General features: G+C 41.0%; 24 protein-coding genes and 1 riboswitch. Of the genes, 10 read left to right on the top strand and 14 right to left on the bottom strand.

Features of this window, described 5'->3' with window-relative positions; all coding sequences use genetic code 11:
• Nucleotides 1–236: 236 nt before the first annotated feature.
• Nucleotides 237–935, bottom strand: a complete 699-nt coding sequence (tenA, locus tag LKE01_RS05340; protein WP_054769057.1) for a thiaminase II — start codon at nucleotides 933–935, stop codon at nucleotides 237–239.
• 60 nt (nucleotides 936–995) lie between these two features.
• Nucleotides 996–1094, bottom strand: a riboswitch (TPP riboswitch).
• 118 nt (nucleotides 1095–1212) lie between these two features.
• On the opposite strand from tenA, the gene LKE01_RS05335 reads away from it, so the two are divergent.
• Nucleotides 1213–1590, top strand: coding sequence for a hypothetical protein (locus LKE01_RS05335; RefSeq protein ID WP_056981017.1), 378 nt, complete (start codon nucleotides 1213–1215; stop codon nucleotides 1588–1590).
• Nucleotides 1587–1949: a hypothetical protein gene (locus LKE01_RS05330; RefSeq protein WP_054769058.1), complete on the top strand. Its 363-nt coding sequence runs from the start codon at nucleotides 1587–1589 to the stop codon at nucleotides 1947–1949. The genes LKE01_RS05335 and LKE01_RS05330 overlap by 4 nt, the downstream gene beginning before the upstream one ends.
• Nucleotides 1950–2042: 93 nt before the next feature.
• On the opposite strand, the gene LKE01_RS05325 is transcribed toward LKE01_RS05330, so the two are convergent.
• Nucleotides 2043–2597, bottom strand: coding sequence for a phosphoribosyltransferase family protein (locus LKE01_RS05325; protein WP_054769059.1), 555 nt, complete (start codon nucleotides 2595–2597; stop codon nucleotides 2043–2045).
• A gap of 506 nt (nucleotides 2598–3103) precedes the next feature.
• Between LKE01_RS05325 and nrdJ the strand changes: the two genes are divergently transcribed.
• Entirely contained in the window at nucleotides 3104–5353 is a 2250-nt protein-coding gene (gene nrdJ / locus LKE01_RS05320) for a ribonucleoside-triphosphate reductase, adenosylcobalamin-dependent (RefSeq protein WP_054769060.1), read from the top strand.
• 303 nt (nucleotides 5354–5656) lie between these two features.
• A complete protein-coding gene (locus LKE01_RS05315) occupies nucleotides 5657–6193 on the top strand; it encodes a cob(I)yrinic acid a,c-diamide adenosyltransferase (protein ID WP_056981019.1) in 537 nt (178 codons plus the stop codon).
• A 123-nt stretch (nucleotides 6194–6316) separates the two neighbouring features.
• Here LKE01_RS05315 and LKE01_RS05310 read toward each other — a convergent pair whose 3' ends face one another.
• On the bottom strand, nucleotides 6317–7288 hold the full coding sequence (locus LKE01_RS05310; protein ID WP_054769062.1) for a D-2-hydroxyacid dehydrogenase: 972 nt from the start codon (nucleotides 7286–7288) through the stop codon (nucleotides 6317–6319).
• Nucleotides 7289–7505: 217 nt separating this feature from the next.
• Here LKE01_RS05310 and LKE01_RS05305 point away from each other — a divergent pair, with 217 nt between their 5' ends.
• Together LKE01_RS05305 and LKE01_RS05300 are read left to right on the top strand one after the other, a co-directional pair.
• Nucleotides 7506–9125, top strand: coding sequence for a malolactic enzyme (locus tag LKE01_RS05305; protein ID WP_054769063.1), 1620 nt, complete (start codon nucleotides 7506–7508; stop codon nucleotides 9123–9125).
• A 12-nt stretch (nucleotides 9126–9137) separates the two neighbouring features.
• Nucleotides 9138–10520: a class II fumarate hydratase gene (locus tag LKE01_RS05300; RefSeq protein WP_056981021.1), complete on the top strand. Its 1383-nt coding sequence runs from the start codon at nucleotides 9138–9140 to the stop codon at nucleotides 10518–10520.
• Nucleotides 10521–10683: 163 nt separating this feature from the next.
• Here the strand turns inward: LKE01_RS05300 and LKE01_RS05295 are convergent, their stop codons facing one another.
• The gene (locus LKE01_RS05295; protein WP_054769064.1) at nucleotides 10684–11223 is read right to left on the bottom strand and encodes a hypothetical protein; all 540 of its coding nucleotides are present in this window, start codon (nucleotides 11221–11223) and stop codon (nucleotides 10684–10686) included.
• Between the two features lie 510 nt (nucleotides 11224–11733).
• On the opposite strand from LKE01_RS05295, the gene LKE01_RS05290 reads away from it, so the two are divergent.
• Both LKE01_RS05290 and LKE01_RS05285 read left to right on the top strand, forming a co-directional pair.
• The gene (locus LKE01_RS05290) at nucleotides 11734–12120 is read left to right on the top strand and encodes a DUF805 domain-containing protein (protein WP_054769065.1); all 387 of its coding nucleotides are present in this window, start codon (nucleotides 11734–11736) and stop codon (nucleotides 12118–12120) included.
• 137 nt (nucleotides 12121–12257) lie between these two features.
• Nucleotides 12258–12521 (top strand): hypothetical protein, encoded by a 264-nt coding sequence (locus LKE01_RS05285; RefSeq protein WP_056981023.1) that lies wholly within the window; start codon nucleotides 12258–12260, stop codon nucleotides 12519–12521.
• A 72-nt stretch (nucleotides 12522–12593) separates the two neighbouring features.
• On the opposite strand, the gene LKE01_RS05280 is transcribed toward LKE01_RS05285, so the two are convergent.
• The 9 genes from LKE01_RS05280 to LKE01_RS05240 all read right to left on the bottom strand — a co-directional run bounded on the left by LKE01_RS05280 (nucleotide 12594) and on the right by LKE01_RS05240 (nucleotide 17847).
• Complete coding sequence (locus tag LKE01_RS05280; protein ID WP_179286804.1) at nucleotides 12594–12785, bottom strand: hypothetical protein; 192 nt, start codon at nucleotides 12783–12785, stop codon at nucleotides 12594–12596.
• Nucleotides 12786–13018: 233 nt separating this feature from the next.
• Nucleotides 13019–13135: a putative metal homeostasis protein gene (locus tag LKE01_RS05275; RefSeq protein WP_095344869.1), complete on the bottom strand. Its 117-nt coding sequence runs from the start codon at nucleotides 13133–13135 to the stop codon at nucleotides 13019–13021.
• A gap of 28 nt (nucleotides 13136–13163) precedes the next feature.
• Nucleotides 13164–13433 (bottom strand): 30S ribosomal protein S14, encoded by a 270-nt coding sequence (rpsN, locus tag LKE01_RS05270; RefSeq protein ID WP_054769067.1) that lies wholly within the window; start codon nucleotides 13431–13433, stop codon nucleotides 13164–13166.
• A gap of 123 nt (nucleotides 13434–13556) precedes the next feature.
• Nucleotides 13557–14213 carry a CPBP family intramembrane glutamic endopeptidase gene (locus LKE01_RS05265; RefSeq protein ID WP_054769068.1) on the bottom strand — a complete coding sequence of 219 codons (657 nt, stop codon included), beginning with the start codon at nucleotides 14211–14213 and terminating at the stop codon, nucleotides 13557–13559.
• Nucleotides 14214–14325: 112 nt separating this feature from the next.
• Nucleotides 14326–15108, bottom strand: coding sequence for a hypothetical protein (locus LKE01_RS05260; protein ID WP_056981025.1), 783 nt, complete (start codon nucleotides 15106–15108; stop codon nucleotides 14326–14328).
• Nucleotides 15101–15814, bottom strand: coding sequence for an ATP-binding cassette domain-containing protein (locus LKE01_RS05255; protein WP_056981026.1), 714 nt, complete (start codon nucleotides 15812–15814; stop codon nucleotides 15101–15103). Before LKE01_RS05255 ends, LKE01_RS05260 begins: the two co-directional genes overlap by 8 nt.
• Nucleotides 15811–16185: a GntR family transcriptional regulator gene (locus tag LKE01_RS05250; RefSeq protein ID WP_056981028.1), complete on the bottom strand. Its 375-nt coding sequence runs from the start codon at nucleotides 16183–16185 to the stop codon at nucleotides 15811–15813. The genes LKE01_RS05255 and LKE01_RS05250 overlap by 4 nt, the downstream gene beginning before the upstream one ends.
• A gap of 136 nt (nucleotides 16186–16321) precedes the next feature.
• The gene (locus LKE01_RS05245; protein WP_056981030.1) at nucleotides 16322–16960 is read right to left on the bottom strand and encodes an ABC transporter ATP-binding protein; all 639 of its coding nucleotides are present in this window, start codon (nucleotides 16958–16960) and stop codon (nucleotides 16322–16324) included.
• Between the two features lie 26 nt (nucleotides 16961–16986).
• Complete coding sequence (locus tag LKE01_RS05240; protein WP_056981032.1) at nucleotides 16987–17847, bottom strand: hypothetical protein; 861 nt, start codon at nucleotides 17845–17847, stop codon at nucleotides 16987–16989.
• 122 nt (nucleotides 17848–17969) lie between these two features.
• Here LKE01_RS05240 and LKE01_RS05235 point away from each other — a divergent pair, with 122 nt between their 5' ends.
• Nucleotides 17970–18164: a helix-turn-helix domain-containing protein gene (locus LKE01_RS05235; RefSeq protein ID WP_054769070.1), complete on the top strand. Its 195-nt coding sequence runs from the start codon at nucleotides 17970–17972 to the stop codon at nucleotides 18162–18164.
• An 88-nt stretch (nucleotides 18165–18252) separates the two neighbouring features.
• On the opposite strand, the gene LKE01_RS05230 is transcribed toward LKE01_RS05235, so the two are convergent.
• A complete protein-coding gene (locus tag LKE01_RS05230; protein WP_054769071.1) occupies nucleotides 18253–18870 on the bottom strand; it encodes a hypothetical protein in 618 nt (205 codons plus the stop codon).
• 235 nt (nucleotides 18871–19105) lie between these two features.
• On the opposite strand from LKE01_RS05230, the gene LKE01_RS05225 reads away from it, so the two are divergent.
• Nucleotides 19106–20002 carry a 3-hydroxyacyl-CoA dehydrogenase gene (locus LKE01_RS05225; protein ID WP_056981034.1) on the top strand — a complete coding sequence of 299 codons (897 nt, stop codon included), beginning with the start codon at nucleotides 19106–19108 and terminating at the stop codon, nucleotides 20000–20002.
• Nucleotides 20003–20069: the final 67 nt, after the last annotated feature.

Here is a 20069-nt window from a genome sequence, read left to right as displayed (position 1 = left end):
GCAGAAATGGCTGAATGTCAAAGGCCTTTTACATCAAAATGAGGCTGAAACAAAAGTGTATGCTTTTTCTCAACCTCATTGTTTCGCAATTTTATATTATTTTGCTAAAACGTGCAACAATCGGCTGATCCCGGCTATTTAAGAGCATAAACCAATCATTCCAAAACCAGGAATAATCAATTTATGCCCTTAAATTCCGGGATCAAAACGCCTTTTGTCACACTCTCCTTTTTGAATTAACGATACTGCTTCATTGGTTTAATAAAGTGCCAACTTCTTTGATGATAAGCCTGATCCCAGAATTCCCACTCCAGTTCACAGCTCTTCAGGAACTCTTCCTTAACGACATCCAAATGATGCTGGTCGTAATGTTCCGCCTCGCGATCAATCAGGTCAAACAGCTGAGTAAGAATGCTGTCGCCGTCATCGCCCATATCGGCATAAAACTCAATCCACGGTTTAAAGACATTGTCATCAGTGTTCTTACCCTGCTTCACAAACCGGTTTGCGATTTCCAAATAGGTCCATGGGCATGGTGTCATTGCCGCAACAATATCAATCAAATCTCCCGTCCGTGCCGAACGATACATATGTTCATTGTAAAGATAGGTGCCGGGAGCTTGGGGTTCATGCTGTAAAGTTTCATATTTAACGCCAGCCACATTGCAGAAATTGTGGTGGGGGTGAATTTCACTATGCAAAATAAAATCGATTTGTTTTGCGAAGATTGCCATATCAGCCCGGGTTTGCGACTTTTGAATGGCAGCGGCGTACACCTTGATGAACGCATTCAGATAATTGTAATCTTGACCGACATAAAAGGTCAGCGCTTCTTTAGGCAAATTGCCATTGCCGATTCCCTCGACAAACGGATGCTGATAAATCTTGTGTAAAATTGGTTGTCCAGCTTCCACTAATTCTTCAGAAAATTTCATGGGTCAATGCTCCTTAAAGCAAAATTTTCAAACAGAACGTGACCGGACTTGGCGCATGTTGTTATCATTTTTCCACTTCCCTACGTTGGTATTAACCAAATCAGGTTCAAAGGGATTGGCAAATTGCCATCTCAGCACAAGGCACCCCTAGTGATCTTATTTGAATAACCAAAGTTTACCATATTTCTTGATTAGTTTTGCAATTTTCTTCTTATATGATAGGCTAAAAACAACAATTTTCTGAGGGTGGGGATTTAACGATAAGGAGAGTTGTTTTATGAAATTCAATTATAAGGTTGCATTGATTTGTTTTGCGCCATACGTTCCCATTATTGCGCTTTATTTGTTGGTTCACGTATACATATCAAATACGATTATCGCTATATTGGCTGCGACAGGTATTTTTTCGGTCCTATATGTTTTCTTTCACTATCGATATTTCAAGCCATTCTTCAAGCGACATCCAGAGTTGGACCCGCAGCACTTTGAGTTCAATACCGTGGCAAATGTTGTCTTTGCTATTAACACCATCATATTGATGGTGTTAGTCATATTCGACTTTTTTGCAAAAACCCCAGTCGGCTATCTATTAATTTTTGGTTTATATAACGCGACAATCAGTGGATTTAAAACGTATAGGGGGCAGACCACATGACATTCAACTACAAATATGCGCTGTTTACAAATACGCCAGTAATCCTCGTAGCTATCATTTACCCATTTATAGAAATCGCTAATTTTGATCCTGTTTGGGCGTACAGTCTTCTCTTTATCGCTTTAATTTCTTGGTGTCTCTTCACAGGTGAAAATTTTTATGATCGTCATCCCAACCTCGATTATCACAATTATCGGCGGGGACTTATTCCCATGGTAATACTGATTTCAACCAGTCTTGTCTTTATATACCTCTTCTTTAAACTCGGCCCGCAAAATAATCTTGAACCCATATTTATGTGGATAGCACTATCAAACTTCCTGACAGATGGATTTGCCAAGTACAAGGGAATCGAGTGAACAACACATCCCGGAACAAGTAAAAGGAGCCACAAATCTCAATTGGGATTTGTGGCTCCTTCTTTCATTTATACAGATGAAGTTCTAAAATGACTAGGCATTCTTCACAGCAAAAATTGGCAGGGTATTCAAGAATACACAATCATCCCGGTTTGCTGCGGGGCCCTCAGCCAAAATTGAGCAGCGTTGAACCACATTTGCGCCGACTTTTGTAAGTAGATGCTCTGCAGATGCCAATGATCCGCCGGTACTGATCACGTCGTCAACAATAATGACCCGCTTACCACGAAGTTCTTCTGCATCACATCCATCCAATACCAGCTTCTGATGGTAATCAGTGGTAATTGAACGCATGCCAATGGCGATTGGATTTCTCATATAAGCCTTCACGCTTTTTCGCAACACAAAGTATCGTGGATGATGGGTAATCAAGCTCAATTCCTGGGCCAATGGAATGCCCTTGCTTTCCAAAGTCACCAAATAGTCAAAGGGAATATTAATCCGCTTGGCCAACTCTTTTGCGGCATACCGGGTCAATTCCGCGTCCCCAAGCAAGACAAACGAAGCGATTGCTGCTGTATCGGTAATCGGGATAATTGGTAATGTCCGCTTTAATTTACCAATGGTTAATTCATATTGTTTCTGCATTGTTGTCCTCCAGCCCCTATATATAGAAAGAAAAGTATGAAAATAACGAATTTTACGAATTAATTAGAAATGATATGATGTCTTATCGGATTATTGTTCGTCTATGAATATGATAATACTCTATTTTGTTAACTTTATCCATAAAATAATGCCTAAACACGAATTTTATTGAAAAAACACCGATCCGTTGTTTTTACGTGACAAATCGTTTTCGTGACGGCACATAATGTGGTCCGGTAGAAAACAATACCCCGACATATTGACTAGATATGGGCAATTTCTGGTGCAATCAACACAACTATTTGTTATCCGTCATGTACCTCTCAGTGTGATCAAAAAAATTTTTAATTCTTTAAATCCCCGACTTCATGCGATTATGCACGGTACAAGCAAATCCTGGGAATACACAATATATTGCTTCTTAGGTCAGTTGGATATACTATATATAGTATCAGTTCAAGCAATTCGAGAGAAATGCGATTATAATGTACATAGGAGGAACGATTATGCAAGCTATGAAACTTTCATCAGTTTCACTATCTGATGAATTTATAAACAAAGTTAAAGAAGAAGTTACACCACACTGGGGCGAATTAGGCTGGGTTACCTACAAACGAACTTATGCACGTTGGATTCCAGAAAAAGGCCGTACCGAAAACTGGGACGAAACTGTTAAGCGAGTTGTTGAAGGTAATATTAACCTTGATCCTCGTTTACACGAAGATAACGTTGACCCACAAGTTGTTGATGCCTTAACTGAAGAAGCTAAGAAGCTCTATAAATTGATTTATGGCCTCTCAGCTACTCCTTCAGGACGTAACCTTTGGATCTCAGGTACCAGCTACCAGGATCGCAACGGTGATGCCTTAAACAACTGTTGGTTTATTGCTGTGCGTCCACAATCATACGGTCACAGCCACATTTTGCCAGAGTATCTTCAACCAGAGACTCCTGCCGTTTCAATGCCTTACTCATTCATGTTCGACCAATTGATGAAGGGCGGCGGTGTTGGTTTTTCTGTCACTAAAAATAATATCCACAAGATTCCTTTAGTTGATAACAAGATCGACTTAAAGGTAATCATTGATAAAAACAGTAAATCATACAAAGATTCACTTGATATGGGTGCCATGGATAAAGATGAATGGTTGAAGAACCATTCAATCAAAGACGTTCGTTACTACCGTCTTCCAGATACTCGTGAAGGTTGGGTTATTGCCAACGCTCATTTGATTGATATGCACTTTAACGGGACCAACGCTGATGGCAAGACTGATCTTGTTCTTGATATGAGTGACATCCGTGAAAAAGGTGCCAAGATCAAGGGCTTCGGTGGAACTGCCTCAGGTCCAATGCCATTAATTGAAATGTTAATCGACATCAACGATTTACTGAACTCACGAGTTGGCCGCCATTTGTCATCCGTTGATGCAACTGATATTGGTAACTTAATTGGTAAAACTGTTGTTGCCGGAAACGTTCGTCGTTCAGCTGAATTAGCTTTAGGCTCAGCTGACGATGAAGACTTCATTACAATGAAACAGGACAAAGACAAGCTTTACCATCACCGTTGGGCATCAAACAACAGTGTTGCCGTTGATTCAGAATTTGACAATTACGGTCCGGTTGCTGATTCAATCCAACACAATGGTGAACCAGGAATTGTTAACTTGGAGCTTTCCAAGAACTACGGCCGTAAAATTGATGGCAAGCAAAAAGACATCGATGGTAACGTTGAAGGAACCAACCCATGTGGTGAAATTTCATTAGCCAACGGTGAACCATGTAACTTGTTTGAAGTCTTCCCTTATGTTGCCAGCCAACAAGGTTGGGACTTAGACGAAGCATTTACTTTGGGAACTCGTTTCTCAAAGCGGGTTACATTCAGTAACTACGATTGGGAAGTTTCACGTAACGTCATTGAAAACAACCGTCGGATCGGTATTTCAATGTCAGGTATCCAAGACTGGATCCTTGCCAAGTTTGGCAACCGAGTTGTAACTGGTTACGAAGATGCAACTGATCCTGAAACTGGTGAAGCCATCAAGAAGCCAATTTACGACCCACGAGTTGTTAAAGAAGTCGATGGTCTTTACAAAGCGGTTGTAGCTGCTGATAAAAACTACTCCAAGACACTTGGATGCAAGCCATCAATCAAGCACACCACTGTTAAGCCATCAGGGACTGTTGCTAAATTAGCCGGTGTTTCTGAAGGTATGCATTTCCACTATGCAGGTTATTTAATTCAACGAATTCGTTTCCAAGATTCAGATCCATTACTTCCAGCTTTGAAGGCATGTGGCTATCATGTTGAACCAGATGTTTACACCAAGAGCACAATGGTTGCAGAATTCCCAATCCGCGCATCACACGCTGACAGCAAGAACTTCGCCTCAGCTGGTAATGTTTCGATTGCAGAACAGTTCGCAACACAAGCCTTCCTGCAGACTTACTGGTCAGACAACGCGGTTAGTTGTACCGTTACCTTCCAACCAAATGAAGGTGACCAAATTGCCCCATTGATGAGACAATACCGCTTCACAACCAAGTCAACATCATTGCTTCCTTACGTTGGAAATGAATTCAAACAAGCTCCTAAGGAACCAATTGATGAGAAGACTTACGAAGACAAAGTTATGGAAATCCATGGCGATGTCGCAACAGTCTTCGCAAAGCAAAACGGCAACCATGATAAGAAGGGTGTCGAGTTGGTAGATCAGACTGATTGTATAGGTGGAGCATGCCCGGTAAAATAGAGTGTGACGAGGGCTGGTTGACGCGGTTTCTAAGATAACTTTGGTTGAAACCCTGAACTTGGGTTTTAGCCAAAGTTGGCTTAGAAGTTAGCGTCAGGCCCGTCGGAACACGTTTCAGCTAGGTAAAAGTGAACCAAAACAAAACCTAGCAGATCAGTTACCACCAAACCAAGTGTTTCACCTTGGTTTTTCGTCCCCCATCGAAGGATCAAGTTAAAAATAATCATTTGCACGGAATGAGGTCAGGACAAAACACATTTTGCCTCTGACCTTTTTCATTACATATATTTCGGAGGTAAAAACATGTTAAAGATCTATACCAAAGTCGGTGATCATGGTAAAACCAAGCAGGTTACAGGAAAGATGGTTCCCAAATATGATCTCCAAATCGAAGCGCTGGGTTCATTAGACGAACTGGATTCATGGTTGGGCTACGTTGTCTCTGTTCTGTCTCCAAAGAGCCGTCAGCTTGCCCCTGGCATCCAAACGGTTCAACGGAATCTCTATGAGCTTCAAGCGGACATCACCGTTAAACGCCATCACAATATTACTTTTGATGACACCAAAAAGCTCGAAGCTGAAATTGACGAAATCATGGCTAAGCTTCCTGCGATTAAAGCATTTATATTGCCAGGTGGTAATCAAGCCGGAGCTGCTCTCCAATATGCCCGCTCATTAGCAAGACGTGCAGAGCGGATGGTCATTGAACTAAACGATAAGCAGCAGCCACTGAATGATGAGATCTTTGAATACCTCAACCGGCTTTCAGATTATCTCTTTGCCCTCGCCAGATATGCCAACTATTTGGAAGGCTACGAAGAAATTAAGAGCAAACAATAATTTTTCAAATAATACAAATAAAAAACAATCTAAGATGAAACGCCATTATGGCTGGATCCATCTTAGATTGTTTTATTTTATCCTTTTTTATGCTTATTAGACGTTGATAGTATGGCCAGTTGATTACCCGCTAATCAATTTGAGGGTGTCATCAAGTGACTGTTTGACCATGTTTCGAACGGCAATATCGGTATAAAAGGCGACATGGGGTGTTAAGAAAACGTTGTCCATTGCTTTTAGCTTGGTATAAGCCTTCAACGGAATTTCCCCATCAAATGATTGATTGAAAATTTCTGTTTCATTCTCAATCACGTCAATCCCAGCGCCGGCAATTTCTTGATTTTCCAACGCTTCTATCAACGCGTCAGTATCCACAATTGGTCCCCTTGAACAGTTAATGAAGAATGCTGAAGACTTCATTTGCTTGAACTGTTCCTTGCCAATCAGGTGATAATTATCATCACTCATGTATGTGTGCATCGTGATAATATCGGCATTCTTGAAGATATCTTCTTTGGACGTGTACTCAACCACGTCACGGAACTTGTCGTTTTCCTTTATATCGTTTCCAAGGACCCGTGCGCCAAACCGCTTGAAGATTTTGGCGACTGTGCTGCCGATTCGGCCAACGCCAATGATACCGACAGTCATTTCTGAAAGCTCGCGTGAACGAAGACCTTCAACAATGTAATCGTCTTTGGCAATTCGAGATTGAAATTGGGGAATGTGGCGGACCAGATTTAATGCGTGGGTCAATGTCATTTCAGCAACGGCTTCCGGTGAATATGACGGAACATTGGTGATCGTCAAGCCATTTTCCTTCGCCCACTTTAAATTACATGAATCCACTCCAGCTGATCGCAATGCCAACTGAGTGATGCCATAACTATGGAGCTTTTGATATAAATCAGGCGTCTCACTAAGCTTACTGCGTTGTCGATAGTCAATCCCATCGTAGCCCTTGGCAAGTTCAACGGTGTCGTCGTGCAGTTCAATCGAGTTGAAATCAACCTTTACATCTGGATGTTCTGCAGCCCATTCCAACACAAATTCCTTTTCATACCCCAAAATATTGTAAGCCAAAATCTTTTTCATCAGCGCACCTACCTATATTTGAATTAGATTATAAAATGATTAAAATTTGACTATAATATACCCCATAAAACAGTTGATGTCAAAGTCATTTTGCAAATAAGCCCATCAAACTTTCAAAGAAATCCTACCAAGTCGCGTTTTCAGCTTTATGCCCATCATTTTTTGAGTTATGATATCTTTATAAATAACGGGCATTTTAAGGAAGGACAATCACTCAATGACAAACTCAATTTTAAACGACCCATTCAAAAACAAGGGGACTGGCTTTACCAAGTCTGAGCGTCAGCAGCTCGGAATTGTCGGCATGCTGCCGCCAAAAGTACAAACTATAGATGAACAGGCTGACCAAGTTTATCAACAGTACCAAAGCCAATCATCGGCACTTGAGAAGCGTTCCCTGCTTATGAGCATTTTTAATGAGAACCGAACCCTGTTTTTTAAGGTGTTTTCGCAACATGTTGCCGAATTCATGCCAATTGTCTATGATCCGACGATTGCCACCACTGTCGAAAACTACAGTGAGCTATTTATCCAACCTCAAAATGCCGCCTTTCTTTCAATCGAAAATCCAGACACAATCGAAGAAAGTCTCAAGAACGCTGCTGAAGATCGTGACATCCGTCTATTGTGTGTAACAGATGGTGAAGGGATTCTTGGAATCGGTGACTGGGGAACTCAAGGCGTGGATATTACCGTTGGTAAACTAATGGTTTACACGGCCGCTGCGGGAATTGACCCAAGTCAGGTCTTGCCGGTTGTCATTGATGCCGGAACCAATAACCAAAGTTTGCTAGATAATCCCTTGTATTTGGGATTAAAAGAGCACCGCGTTCGTGGCGATCGCTACTATGCCTATATCGATAAATTTGTCGCTGCAGTCGAAAAATTATTTCCTGATGTCTACCTCCATTTTGAAGATTTCGGTCGCTCCAACGCGGCAAATATCCTAAACAAATATAAAGACAGCCAGCTCGTCTTTAACGATGACATTCAAGGAACTGGAATCATTGTCCTGGCTGGTATCATCGGTGCCCTCAACATTTCAAAGCAAAAATTAACCGACCAGACTTATCTGTGTTTCGGTGCTGGAACGGCTGGTGCCGGAATTACGAAGCGAATCTATAATGAAATGATTGCCGCAGGGCTGTCACCAGAGGATGCGAAGAAGCACTTCTACATGGTAGATAAACAGGGATTGCTGTTCGACGACACCCCTGATTTAACGCAGGAACAGAAACCATTTGCAAGATCGCGAAGTGAGTTTGCGAATGCAAATGAACTCACCAACTTAACTGCCGTTGTTAAAGCAATCCATCCAACTATCATGGTGGGAACCTCTACTCAGCCAGGAGCATTCACCGAGGAAATCGTGAAAGAAATGGCTGCCCACACAGAAAGACCGATCATCTTCCCAATTTCCAATCCAACCAAGCTGCTGGAAGCAACTGCCGAAGATTTGATTAAATGGACCAATGGCAAGGGATTGATTGCCACCGGGGTTCCTTCTGATGTCGTTCAATACAATGGCATCGATTACCAAATCGGCCAGGCAAATAATGCCTTAATCTACCCTGGATTGGGTCTGGGGGCAATCGCAAGTTCGTCATCTGTCTTGAATGACCAAATGATCTCGGCAGCCGCCCATTCATTAGGCGGAATCGTCGATCCAAATCAGCCGGGAGCAGCAGTCTTGCCACCAGTTTCCAAGCTGAGTGCATTCTCGGACACGGTTGCCGAAGCAGTTGCCCAAAGTGCAGTTGATCAGAAACTCAATCAAAATCCAATCAGTTCGGTTTCCGATGCAATTCAAGAAACTCAATGGAAGCCGGAATATTAACAGGAGGATATCATGACTGAATACCGAATTGAAGAAGATACGCTCGGACAAGTCAAAGTTCCAAAGGACGCGCTGTGGGGACCACAAACTGAACGAAGCAGGCATAACTTTCCAACTGGCCCACTAATGCCAGTTGAAGTCATCCGGACACTTATTAACATCAAGTTGTGTGCGGCAGTCGTTAATGGTACTCAAAAGACACTGGATCAAAAAAAGGCAAACTTAATTGAGAAAGCCTGCCGAAACCTTTTGGCATTGAATGAACCCAAACTGATGGCCGACTTTCCACTTCACGTTTACCAAACTGGATCCGGAACGCAAACCAATATGAACGTTAACGAAGTTATCGCCAACCTCTGTCGTCAGCTTGACGGTTCTGTGACGATTCTTCCCAACGATGACGTCAACCACTCGCAAAGTTCTAATGACACATTTCCAACGGCAATGAATATTTCAGCGATCACCAGTATTTTGAAGCTGAAACCCGCAATTGAACACCTGATTGCGGTTCTCAAAGAAAAGCAAAAACAGTATTGGAACGTCGTCAAAATAGGTCGGACCCATCTTCAAGACGCAACGCCAATCACATTTGGTCAGGAAATCAGTGGTTGGGCCAGTGCACTGACACATGACCTTCAATTTATTAATGAAACCAGCAAATCCCTTCTGGAATTACCAATCGGCGGAACAGCTGTTGGTACCGGTCTGAACACGGCTCCAGACTTTGCCAAGGCAATGGTTACTGAATTAGCCACAGAATATGATCTGCCATTTAAGACTCAAAACAAGTTCTATGGCTTGGCCAACCACTCCGGATTAACCGTTACTCACGGCGCAATCCGAACTCTGGCAGCCGACTTACTGAAGATTGCCAACGATATTCGCTTCCTAGCCAGTGGTCCACGGGCCGGCTATGGTGAACTGAGCATTCCTGCCAATGAACCCGGTTCTTCAATCATGCCAGGCAAAGTTAACCCCACCCAGGCCGAAGCCATCACAATGGCCACTACTAGGGTAATGGGAAATGACACCACCATTGAAGTGGCTGCCAGTCAGGGAAACTTTGAGATGAATGTTTATAAACCAGTTATCATCAATACTTTCCTGGAATCAGTTGAATTGCTGACTGGTATCCTGCAGAACTTTACTGATAAAATGGTTGCCGGAATTACCGTGAACCCAGATCGGATGAAACAGTTGGTCGATAATTCACTCATGACAGTCACCGCTCTTTCACCTCACATTGGTTATCACAAAGCAGCTGAAATTGCTCAACAAGCACACAAAGACGGCACAAAGTTAAAAGCTGCCGCCATTAAACTAGGTTATGTCAGCGCAGAAGATTTTGATAAGTGGATGAAGCCCATTAATATGACGAATAATGACCGGAAATAAATCAACTGGATTGCTATTGAGCAGTCCAGTTTTTATATTCCAGGGAATGGGAACATCCTTCCATTTCAGATCCATCAAACAAAGTTAACAAAAAGATGACTCTCATTTTTGAGAATCACCTGATTTAAATTCTATAACTTTCAGATTTGTGAGTCTTGTACAACTAATCCACAAATAAATTAACTACCAAATACAACACATACGTTCCCAACAGCCACTGCAAGTATTCACCCAGTGACATCTTCAAAGCACCAAACCATCGCACAAAATAATTGTCACTTTTGATGAACATATTGTTATGAATGATCCTCAATGTAACCAGAGAGAAAAAGTAAATGGCAGCACCAAACGCCAGTGAATCGATCAGAATTACCCATGCAACAAAGAAATCGCCACGCATGAGATCCACTACAACCTGCAGCATTGAGATTGCAAACATTGAATAATACCAACCAACTGGGAATGCCACTGACCACTTTGTGTGAATCAATGAAACTACTAGATATGTAAGTGGAAACCGCCACGCAAAATATAAAGTGTCCGCAATGGTGTATTTCGAAATCCCAAAATCACCAGGGTCATGTAGGGCCATCATTCCCCCAAAATGGGGGATAATCGCAATAATCAATACAAACCATATCAGTCCACCATACAGCAGTAAACCCTTTACGATAGACTTATTAATCTTAACTTTTTCCCTCATGCAGCACCACATCCTCAAATAAGCAATTTGTATTCCCTAATATACCATTATTTTTAAAAAATGAAACCCGATAACGTTATGCCACTCCTCATTTACCTGTTGGTATTATTTTTAGGAGGCTTATTAGGAGTAATTAAACATTGTATGGACACTTTCATCTCTATTTTGTTTGCACATTGGCTTAATAGCAAACATTATAAATGATACATTTAAGGCGACAATTCGGCCATGAAAAAAGCCCTCAGCAGTTCTTGCCTGCTGAGGGCTTCGATGCATCAATATTCCAATATTTTTTGTAGTTCTAATATAGCACATTCAATTATAAATGTAAATTTTTGGTGATTAACATCAATGAAAGTACGAAATACATCTATTAAATTTCTTTCCAAGGGACAAAGCTGGAGCGTAAACATTCATTTGGGAACATTTATTCCAGGAATAGATTCATCATGATTCCGCGGATTAGTGATATACTTTATCGGTACCTCATTTATAAATAAGGAGTCAACTATGATCAAGAGTTACGGAGAATTTTGGAGTCACATTTTTACATTTAACGCAAAAGCCAACCGATCACAATATTGGTGGCCAATTATTTTGAACTACATCTTAGGTGGCATTGCCGTCACGATTGTTGAATTGGCCATGGGCCACTCATTGAATACCATTTACACTTGGGGTGACTGGTACATTAACGATATTGCAAAGCTGATCGTACTAATTGTTTGGATTGGGACCTGGTCGCTAAGAGTTCGCCGACTGCACGACACCAATCGCAGTGGCTGGTGGATTTTAATTGAACTTATTCCGCTGCTAGGAACAATTTGGTTCTTTATTTTGATGATTCTACCCGGAGTTTCAAATTCACGGTGGAGCAGAAATCAAAGTCAAATTTAAATGCAATTGGATGATGGCTCTCACTAATACTGGGAACCATCATTTTTTGTTCCCAACATTCACTCCGATAAAAGATTGGTCCAAAAAACATTCATGTTATCATAAAAACCATATCAGATAAACAAAGGAGACCTTCCATGATAAGAAAAGCTGTTCACGCTGTAAATGACTTCTTCATTTTTGTGTTCATCTTGAATGTGATTACAACCCCACTTGAGTTATTATTCCAACATAAAAGTTTCCTTTGGGATTTGCTTGAATCCTCTACCACACATGGCGGCTTAGGCTTTGTTGTCATAATTGTAACGCTCATTTGCCTGTGGATCCTGCTATTCCTTGTCGTCTTATTTTTCGTCTGGCTAAACACTCAGCTTGGCAAAAAAGATTACTATCAACAGTAACCACGCCACATTTAACGAAATTAAGCAGAAATTAAAAAGGCCGACACCAAGTCTTGATGTCAGCCTTCTATACTAATCGGCAATCTCTTGAAACGTCCCGATATCCAAAATAAGGGTTATCGTTAAAACCACAATTATTTGGTAGAGATCAGCTTCCTCAAATTGGCGATAAACAATGTGCATAATTGGATTGAACAAAAAATATCCGGCAACTAAATTCAATATTCCAAAAATGATCGAAAACACTATTCGCTTAATATTCATGGGCAACGCCTCGCTCTTTCCCCGTGAGCAACATAGAAACGCGCTTAAATTCCCAAATCAAAGGTGCCATGACTTTTATATGAGATTCGAAATATCTTAAGTTATTATTACCTTACAAAGATAACCATACTAAGTCAAGGAAATACTATTCAATTCCAAAAATGTAATATTCATGTAAAATAAAGCACCTCAAATGATTAAACATAATCATTTGGGGTGCTTTTATGCACAATTTAGTTATGTTGCCTGTTTGCTTTTGCTTCATGAATAATCTTCAAAGCCCGTTTACGAACCTTGATACTGGGACTCTTTAGGCGACGATATGCACTCGCTAAATCCTGTTTTTCCAAGTTGATCACTCCTTTGTTAAATCAAGAATTACCAACTAGCCTTGTGAACACCAGGAATTTGACCAAGATGGGCATACTTCCGGAAGTTAAGCCGTGACATGCCAAATTTACGCATGTATCCACGTGGACGGCCATCCAGCTCATCACGATGACGTAACCTGTTGGGATTGGAATCCTTTGGCAACTTGGCTAATGCCTCGTAGTTACCTTCCTTTTTCAGCTGACGACGAATGTCCGCATACTTTGCAATCAGTGCTTCTTGACGTTTGTTCTTAGCAATTTTTGACTTCTTTGCCATGTAATATCATACCTCCAAATATCGTAATTGTTTAATTAATGGGTTTTAGGTTATTTTGTGTACACTCAATAGTAACGGTTACTATTATGCCAAGAAATGACCATCGTGTCAAGGATTGGTCATTTAAATAAACAATGTCACTCCAGTATCCCAAACGCAATGCAAAATGGTTCCCGGCCAGAGGTTCTTGGTCCGATAAAATATCCAGCCAAAGATCAAGCCCAGTGGCAGCACGTTTGCGATATTAACCAACCAGCCAGTCATTGTTAAGCCCTCTAGATAATACAAGGGAAAATGACTAATTTGAAATAAGATTGCCTGGACAATATTTGCAGCAAAAATCCCGTAGTGCTTCATCAGAAAGTTCATGAAGAAGCCGCGGAATAACAGCTCCTCAATTAAGCCGGCACCAACGGTCACACTAATAAACTCACCGCTTTTGAGGGGATCTGACTGAATATAGAAGCTGTGATGGGCACCATACATCAAGAAGGCCAGGTATGCGACAAACATCGCCAAGACAATCCAAAACACCATCGGAAAGTTTCCGTTATAGAGTTTGCGTTTAGTTATCCATAATTGATGATCCGTTTTGGTGATCCAATACACACCAAGGCCTACCATGATCACTGCTTTGATAGCTAGACTGGTTAAGTCACTCGCAAGCCCAGTCGTATAGTGGTGCTCGATAAAGTTGATCAGTTCTCTGCCAAAGAACCAGAGCACAATCATGAATCCGTAGCTAAGATAAAATGTTGTCATCGTCCAAGGTTTTCTCAAAATGACTGCCTGCCGTTTCCTTTTATTTAGATTTTGATTATATCACTAAATCAGACCGACAAAAAATAGTCATCGACAGGCTGCCGATGACTACTCATATTAACCAGTAAAATTAGTCGCCGGTTTCCACCCAATGCTTGAGCAGATAAACACTTCCAACTGATTCCACTGCCGCAAATCCAAGAAGATAAATCGTTGCATAATATAGGCTCGCAATCGTATCACCGTTTAGGTTAAAGAAGTGATCGATAACGCCATTTACCCGGTTAGCAACAATTGAAGAGACATATAGGAAAGCAACCACAACCACGACATACAGGATGAATCTGAAGAACTTTTGTCGTGTGTCTGGTAAGAATGCAGTTAAAGCCTTACCAGTTAAATGAATTAAAGTGATTGATGTCCACATCAGAATCGTTGCGGCAATTGCCAATACCAATCCGCCGGTCCCGGTATAAATCATTTGTGAAAAGAAATGTGGCTTGTCCGCCGTGTAATGAGCCATCTCCTTCAAGGACTTCATCACATCATTCCAAAACGGAATTGTCGTAACAAATACCAGCACCGCTTGGACAATGCCCGTGTATACAATTCCAATGAATGATGACAGCAGGTTCACTGAATAAAGCTTCGTGTCACTTGCCGGAATCAATCGGTAAGCGTCACTCACAAAAATGTGTTCACTATTCCGCGATAGCAGGACAAATGCTGCAAAACCAACAACGAAAGCATATGATAAGGTATCAGCAACCGGTGATTCACTGCCTAACGCTCCTCGATATACTTGATACAGAATCGTCAATACAATGGCAATGACATCAATTAACAAGATGCGGTTCATCATCCGAATCTTTGGCCGCGTCAGCGATTTAAACAAGCTATAAGTACTAGTCATCAATATCATTCCCTTCGTAAACACTTTCGTAGTATTGTTCGATTCCTTCAGCGTACTTCGAACGAATTTCTTCGGCACTCTTTTGCGTATAAATGGTGCGGTCCTTGATAATCACAACTTCATCAAGGATACTGGCAATTTCGGAAACGTAGTGATCGGAAACCAGAATGATTGCATCATCGTTTTTCCACTTAATGATGCTTTGGATGATCTTCTTCCGAGACATACTGTCAATCCCACCAAATGGTTCATCTAACAAATACACTTTGGTATCTCTTGAAAGTGTCAGACCGATAACCAGTTTCTCTTTCATCCCTTTGGACAAGGCCGACAAGCGCAAACCTTCGTCAATCTGGAGAAAACCTGCCATTTGATTGTACTTCTCCGTTGAAAAGTCCGGATAAACATCTTCATAGAATCGAATTATTTTATCAATCCGCATGCTGGAACTAAAACCGTTCAGCTGTTCACTGAAACTGACAAACGATTTTTTGAGTGACACATCGTCTTTGCCATCGATGCTAATACTTCCGGAAGCGCCTTTGGCAACACCGGCAATCAACCTCATTAATGTTGTCTTACCAGCACCATTCTCGCCGAGCAGACCAACCGTCTTGCCCGCACCAATATTCAAGTTGACGTCTTCGAGGATGCTTCGATAATTCTTGCGATAATTCAAATTTTTAATTTCAATCGTGTTCGTCATGATTGCACCTGCTTTCTTTCATTAATATAATTTTCCAAATAATTAACGATCTCTTCATCGCTCACATTGAGTTTGTGGAGGTTTTCATACAAATCTTGAAGTTGTTCTGTAATCAGCATTTTTTTAAGTTTCTCAATTGTATCCTTATCTTCAGTCACAAAGTTGCCTTTGCCTCGTTGGGGTTCAATTATCTTTTCTGAAATCAGTTCACTGAGTGCTCGCTGGACTGTATTGACATTAACGGTCAAATCAACGGCCAATTGGCGAACAGCTGGCAACTTATCGCCGGGGGCCAACTTACCAACAATGATCTCACGATAGATATAATTCTTAATCTGGTAGTAAATTGGAATCTTGTCATCGAACTTCATTATGACACCTCCCTAGTGTTATATTTTACTATTACACTATAACGTACAATTTGAGAATGTGCAAGCAAATTGCTGATTAGATGAAATTTGGGTAAAAGAAAACCGCTGCATCGGGACCTGCAACGGTTTTCGGGATTTACTTTATATTAACAATCTTTCCACCATCTATCTGAATCACTTCATCACTCAAGTATGCAATGTCTTCCTTATCGTGGCTAGCGAGAATGACAGTACTGCCAGCTTGGGCAATTTCTTTGAGTGTGTTTCTTAGGATCCACGTGCTTTCTTCATCCAAGCCATTCGTAGGTTCATCTAACAAAAGTAATTTGGGCTTCTCAAAAATTGCTTGCGCAATACTTAATTTCTGTCGCATCCCTAGGGAGTAATCTGAAACCTTGATATTCCAATCCTCTTCATTTAACCCAACTTTTTTAAACGCATTTTTAATTTGTTCAATCGTTGCAACTTTATTGATTTTAGATAATGCAACCAAATTCTGAAAACCAGTAAGGTCTTTAGGAAAAACAATATTTCCAATGGTAATACCCATTCTTTCCGGGAAATCAGCCTTTTGATGTAATACATCACCATTTATAATCACTTCGCCGGAAGTGGGGATCAAGAGCCCGGCAATTGCTCGAATTAGCATCGTTTTCCCGGAACCGTTTGAACCAGTTAATCCATATATTGTGGAATCATCAAACTCGTAGGAGACGTTCTGAAGAACTGGTGATCCGTGAATTCTCTTAGAAACATTGACTAATTTAACTTTCATTGGCTCCCCTTTCAAGTTGCAGCCTGCTAGCAGTATGAGTTGTGACTTCGTAATCGAACAATCCAGTTTCCAACAATAATCACAACTCCGCAAATCAGTAAATAGCTGAGCATTGACATTCCATATTCTTTCCAATCGAACTCAATAAATGGCTGCATAAAGTATGACGAACTATACGGTAATGCAAACATCATGATCCAAAGCCCCAAAGAAATTGGATACACCAAAAATGTTTTCTTCAAGGAAAGTGCCAGTATGTATGTCACAACTGCATAAATTCCAAATGCTATGCTGACAATAATGATGAACCAAATATAAGTTAAATAGGGGTGGGCAAGCTCTAAATTTAATAAGTGGGAGTTGATGGTTGAGTTTTCAACACCTTTGAAGCTTGTACCCTTGTGAAACAGAACAATATTCACTAAAAGATCAAATGAAAAGAGCGCCATATAAAATAGCGTAAAGATAACAAACTGAGTAATCTGCCCCTTGATCAGATATTGATTGACTGTTCCCATCCTCGTTTGAAATATATAATTGCTCTTGCCTTGACTGATCTCAATCTTTCGTTGGAGCGTAATCAGAATCAAGAAAATCGGCATCAGCAGCATAATGATAAGTTGCAAAAATTCACCAGATGAATTTAAAGAGAGAAATGCAGCTGTTGGTGGATTAATAATTTGAGATCCCGGTAGTCCATGAGGGTACCCCTTAATCGAATGTAGAAAATATGTCTGCCAAGTAAGAAGTTCCGTTACCACTATCATAATAAAAGTGTAGATAATCGTTTTCCTGCTTGTTTTTGAACTTTTAATTGCCTCAATTTCTGATAATAGCAATATTTTACCTCCAAACCTAATAATGAATCGTTTGATTCGTATTATCATTGAAACTGTCCTTGAAAACAAGAAAGCATTGCTTGCATATGTTATCTATCTTGTGAACTTCACAAAAAATTCATGAAATTGTGATTGAATAAGAGTATGTTATTGATGATTTGGAGGTATCTATGATTAATCTAGGAACCAACTTAAAAAGAATTCGGCACAATCGTTCGATCTCCCAACTGACAATCGCCAGAAAGCTGGGTGTTACTCGGCAAGCAATTTCTCAATGGGAAAATGATCTTACTTATCCTGACATCGAAAATCTGGTTAAACTGATTCAGATTTTCAAATGTGACATCAATGAATTGCTATTTTAAAAACGAAAAAGCCATACCAGGTATAATTAATGCTTGGTATGGCTTTACTATTGATAATATTTTTTGAAATGACTTCATTTCAGTGATCTTAATTATGCACCAGTCCTGGCAGCTCCTGCCCATTCGCGTCAATTGCTAAACGAACCAAAACCAGCTTGCTAGAGTCAACTGGCAAGCCATCAATGTATACTTCTCGATGCTGATCGTCATGCAGACGGGTGAAGCCTTTCTTTTGAATCGTGTCGGTCAACACTTTCAAGGCCCCACTATCTGGTGTGACCGTTCCAGTATTAATTGTCTGAATTTCAATGCCTTCAGCCAAATGCTCAAATTTGATTTCTCCCAGATCAAAATCCGAAAAATCAATCTGAGTAAGAGCGGCATCGAAGTCTTTTTCATTAATAAATAATGGCTGCTTAATCCAAATCTTGAAGTCCTCGCCATCCCCGGCATCTGTCCAAACTGCTTGGACCGGATATGGTCGGTATTCTTTAAAGCCTTCAACTGGAATGCCTTTGTCAGGGCCACCGCTGATTGCCTTTGCTACTTTGGCAGTCGCTTTTGCCAATCTCATGAAGTCGGGGTCATCCGTATGCTTGGCCGCATGACCCTTTGCAGTGACGTAGCTTCTAGTGGTTAAATCCACATAACTTGGTTTCGGATCCCGACTGTACTCACTTGGTTCAAATGTTTCCCAATTAAACATAACAAACTCCCCCTTTGTTTTCGCGGTCAATATATGCTTATTCAAGGGGGAATGCAAGAGAAGCGTTTATTAGTTTCCAAAAATCACAATAACCGCCACAAAGATCAGTCCGGCAACCAGTCGTTGCGGCACTTCAGTCACACTTTCCAAATGCATTTCATTGCTTTCGATACCCGATCACTTATAATTAAGGCGAATTAGGTAACCGCTTTCAATGCATAAGGGGGATTCTATTATGACAATTAAAAATGTAACAGTTGCAGGTAGCGGTGTTTTAGGAAGCCAAATTGCTTATCAAACAGCTTATAAGGGATTTAGCGTTGTTGTTTACGATATTAATGAAGATGCAATCAGCAAAGCCAAAGAGCGTATCAAGAGCTTGCGCCACATGTATAAACATGATATCGCAGCGACTGATGAAGACTTTGAGGCTGGTCTATCAAGAATCACCTATACTTGGGATCTCGCTGAAGCTGTCAAAAACGCCGACCTAGTGATTGAAGCCATTCCGGAACGTCCTGACATTAAGAAGGACTTCTACACTAAGATCGCCAAATTAGCACCAAAAGATGCCATTTTCACCAGTAACTCATCAACCTTGGTACCAAGTATGTTTATGGAAGATACCGGCCGTCCGGCACAATTCCTGAACATGCACTTCGCCAACCAGGTTTGGTTGAACAATACCGCTAAAATCATGGGATCACCAAAGACCGATCCTGATATTTATAAGGAAATTGTTCAGTTTGCTCGTGACATTGGTATGATTCCAATCGAACTGAAGAAAGAACAACCCGGCTACATCCTGAACTCACTGTTAATTCCATTACTGAGTGCCGGTGAAGGGCTCTGGGTCAAAGGCGTTGCCGATCCACAAATGATTGATAAGACTTGGATGGCAGCCACCGGTGCACCAATGGGTCCATTTGCAATCTTGGATGTCGTTGGAATTCGAACTGCTTACAACATCACTTTGGCACAAGCAAAGAATGATAAAGATCCAGATGCTCAAGTTCTTGCCGACAAGCTGAAGGAATTGCTTGATGAAGGCAAGCTGGGTATGGAAGCCGGCGAAGGATTCTACCACTATCCAAATCCAGCCTATAAAGATCCGAACTTTTTGAAGATTTAAGTTAATATCTATCAAAGCTCCGAGAGAATTATCTCCCGGAGCTTTTTTAGTCAACAAATTTGTTTGG

Origin of the sequence: Lentilactobacillus kefiri, assembly GCF_007989105.1 — a bacterium.
GTDB classification, from domain to species: Bacteria; Bacillota; Bacilli; order Lactobacillales; family Lactobacillaceae; genus Lentilactobacillus; species Lentilactobacillus kefiri.
The sequence above is the reverse complement of the archived record's forward strand: the minus strand, read 5'-3'. Positions and strand labels throughout refer to the sequence as shown.

Coding starts and splice junctions, on each gene's coding strand:
- tenA (WP_054769057.1), bottom strand. CDS start 935: ATGAAATTTTCTGAAGAATTAGTGGAAGCTGGACAACCAATTTTACAC.
- LKE01_RS05335 (WP_056981017.1), top strand. CDS start 1,213: ATGAAATTCAATTATAAGGTTGCATTGATTTGTTTTGCGCCATACGTT.
- LKE01_RS05330 (WP_054769058.1), top strand. CDS start 1,587: ATGACATTCAACTACAAATATGCGCTGTTTACAAATACGCCAGTAATC.
- LKE01_RS05325 (WP_054769059.1), bottom strand. CDS start 2,597: ATGCAGAAACAATATGAATTAACCATTGGTAAATTAAAGCGGACATTA.
- nrdJ (WP_054769060.1), top strand. CDS start 3,104: ATGCAAGCTATGAAACTTTCATCAGTTTCACTATCTGATGAATTTATA.
- LKE01_RS05315 (WP_056981019.1), top strand. CDS start 5,657: ATGTTAAAGATCTATACCAAAGTCGGTGATCATGGTAAAACCAAGCAG.
- LKE01_RS05310 (WP_054769062.1), bottom strand. CDS start 7,288: ATGAAAAAGATTTTGGCTTACAATATTTTGGGGTATGAAAAGGAATTT.
- LKE01_RS05305 (WP_054769063.1), top strand. CDS start 7,506: ATGACAAACTCAATTTTAAACGACCCATTCAAAAACAAGGGGACTGGC.
- LKE01_RS05300 (WP_056981021.1), top strand. CDS start 9,138: ATGACTGAATACCGAATTGAAGAAGATACGCTCGGACAAGTCAAAGTT.
- LKE01_RS05295 (WP_054769064.1), bottom strand. CDS start 11,223: ATGAGGGAAAAAGTTAAGATTAATAAGTCTATCGTAAAGGGTTTACTG.
- LKE01_RS05290 (WP_054769065.1), top strand. CDS start 11,734: ATGATCAAGAGTTACGGAGAATTTTGGAGTCACATTTTTACATTTAAC.
- LKE01_RS05285 (WP_056981023.1), top strand. CDS start 12,258: ATGATAAGAAAAGCTGTTCACGCTGTAAATGACTTCTTCATTTTTGTG.
- LKE01_RS05280 (WP_179286804.1), bottom strand. CDS start 12,785: ATGAATATTAAGCGAATAGTGTTTTCGATCATTTTTGGAATATTGAAT.
- rpsN (WP_054769067.1), bottom strand. CDS start 13,433: ATGGCAAAGAAGTCAAAAATTGCTAAGAACAAACGTCAAGAAGCACTG.
- LKE01_RS05260 (WP_056981025.1), bottom strand. CDS start 15,108: ATGACTAGTACTTATAGCTTGTTTAAATCGCTGACGCGGCCAAAGATT.
- LKE01_RS05255 (WP_056981026.1), bottom strand. CDS start 15,814: ATGACGAACACGATTGAAATTAAAAATTTGAATTATCGCAAGAATTAT.
- LKE01_RS05250 (WP_056981028.1), bottom strand. CDS start 16,185: ATGAAGTTCGATGACAAGATTCCAATTTACTACCAGATTAAGAATTAT.
- LKE01_RS05245 (WP_056981030.1), bottom strand. CDS start 16,960: ATGAAAGTTAAATTAGTCAATGTTTCTAAGAGAATTCACGGATCACCA.
- LKE01_RS05240 (WP_056981032.1), bottom strand. CDS start 17,847: ATGATAATACGAATCAAACGATTCATTATTAGGTTTGGAGGTAAAATA.
- LKE01_RS05235 (WP_054769070.1), top strand. CDS start 17,970: ATGATTAATCTAGGAACCAACTTAAAAAGAATTCGGCACAATCGTTCG.
- LKE01_RS05230 (WP_054769071.1), bottom strand. CDS start 18,870: ATGTTTAATTGGGAAACATTTGAACCAAGTGAGTACAGTCGGGATCCG.
- LKE01_RS05225 (WP_056981034.1), top strand. CDS start 19,106: ATGACAATTAAAAATGTAACAGTTGCAGGTAGCGGTGTTTTAGGAAGC.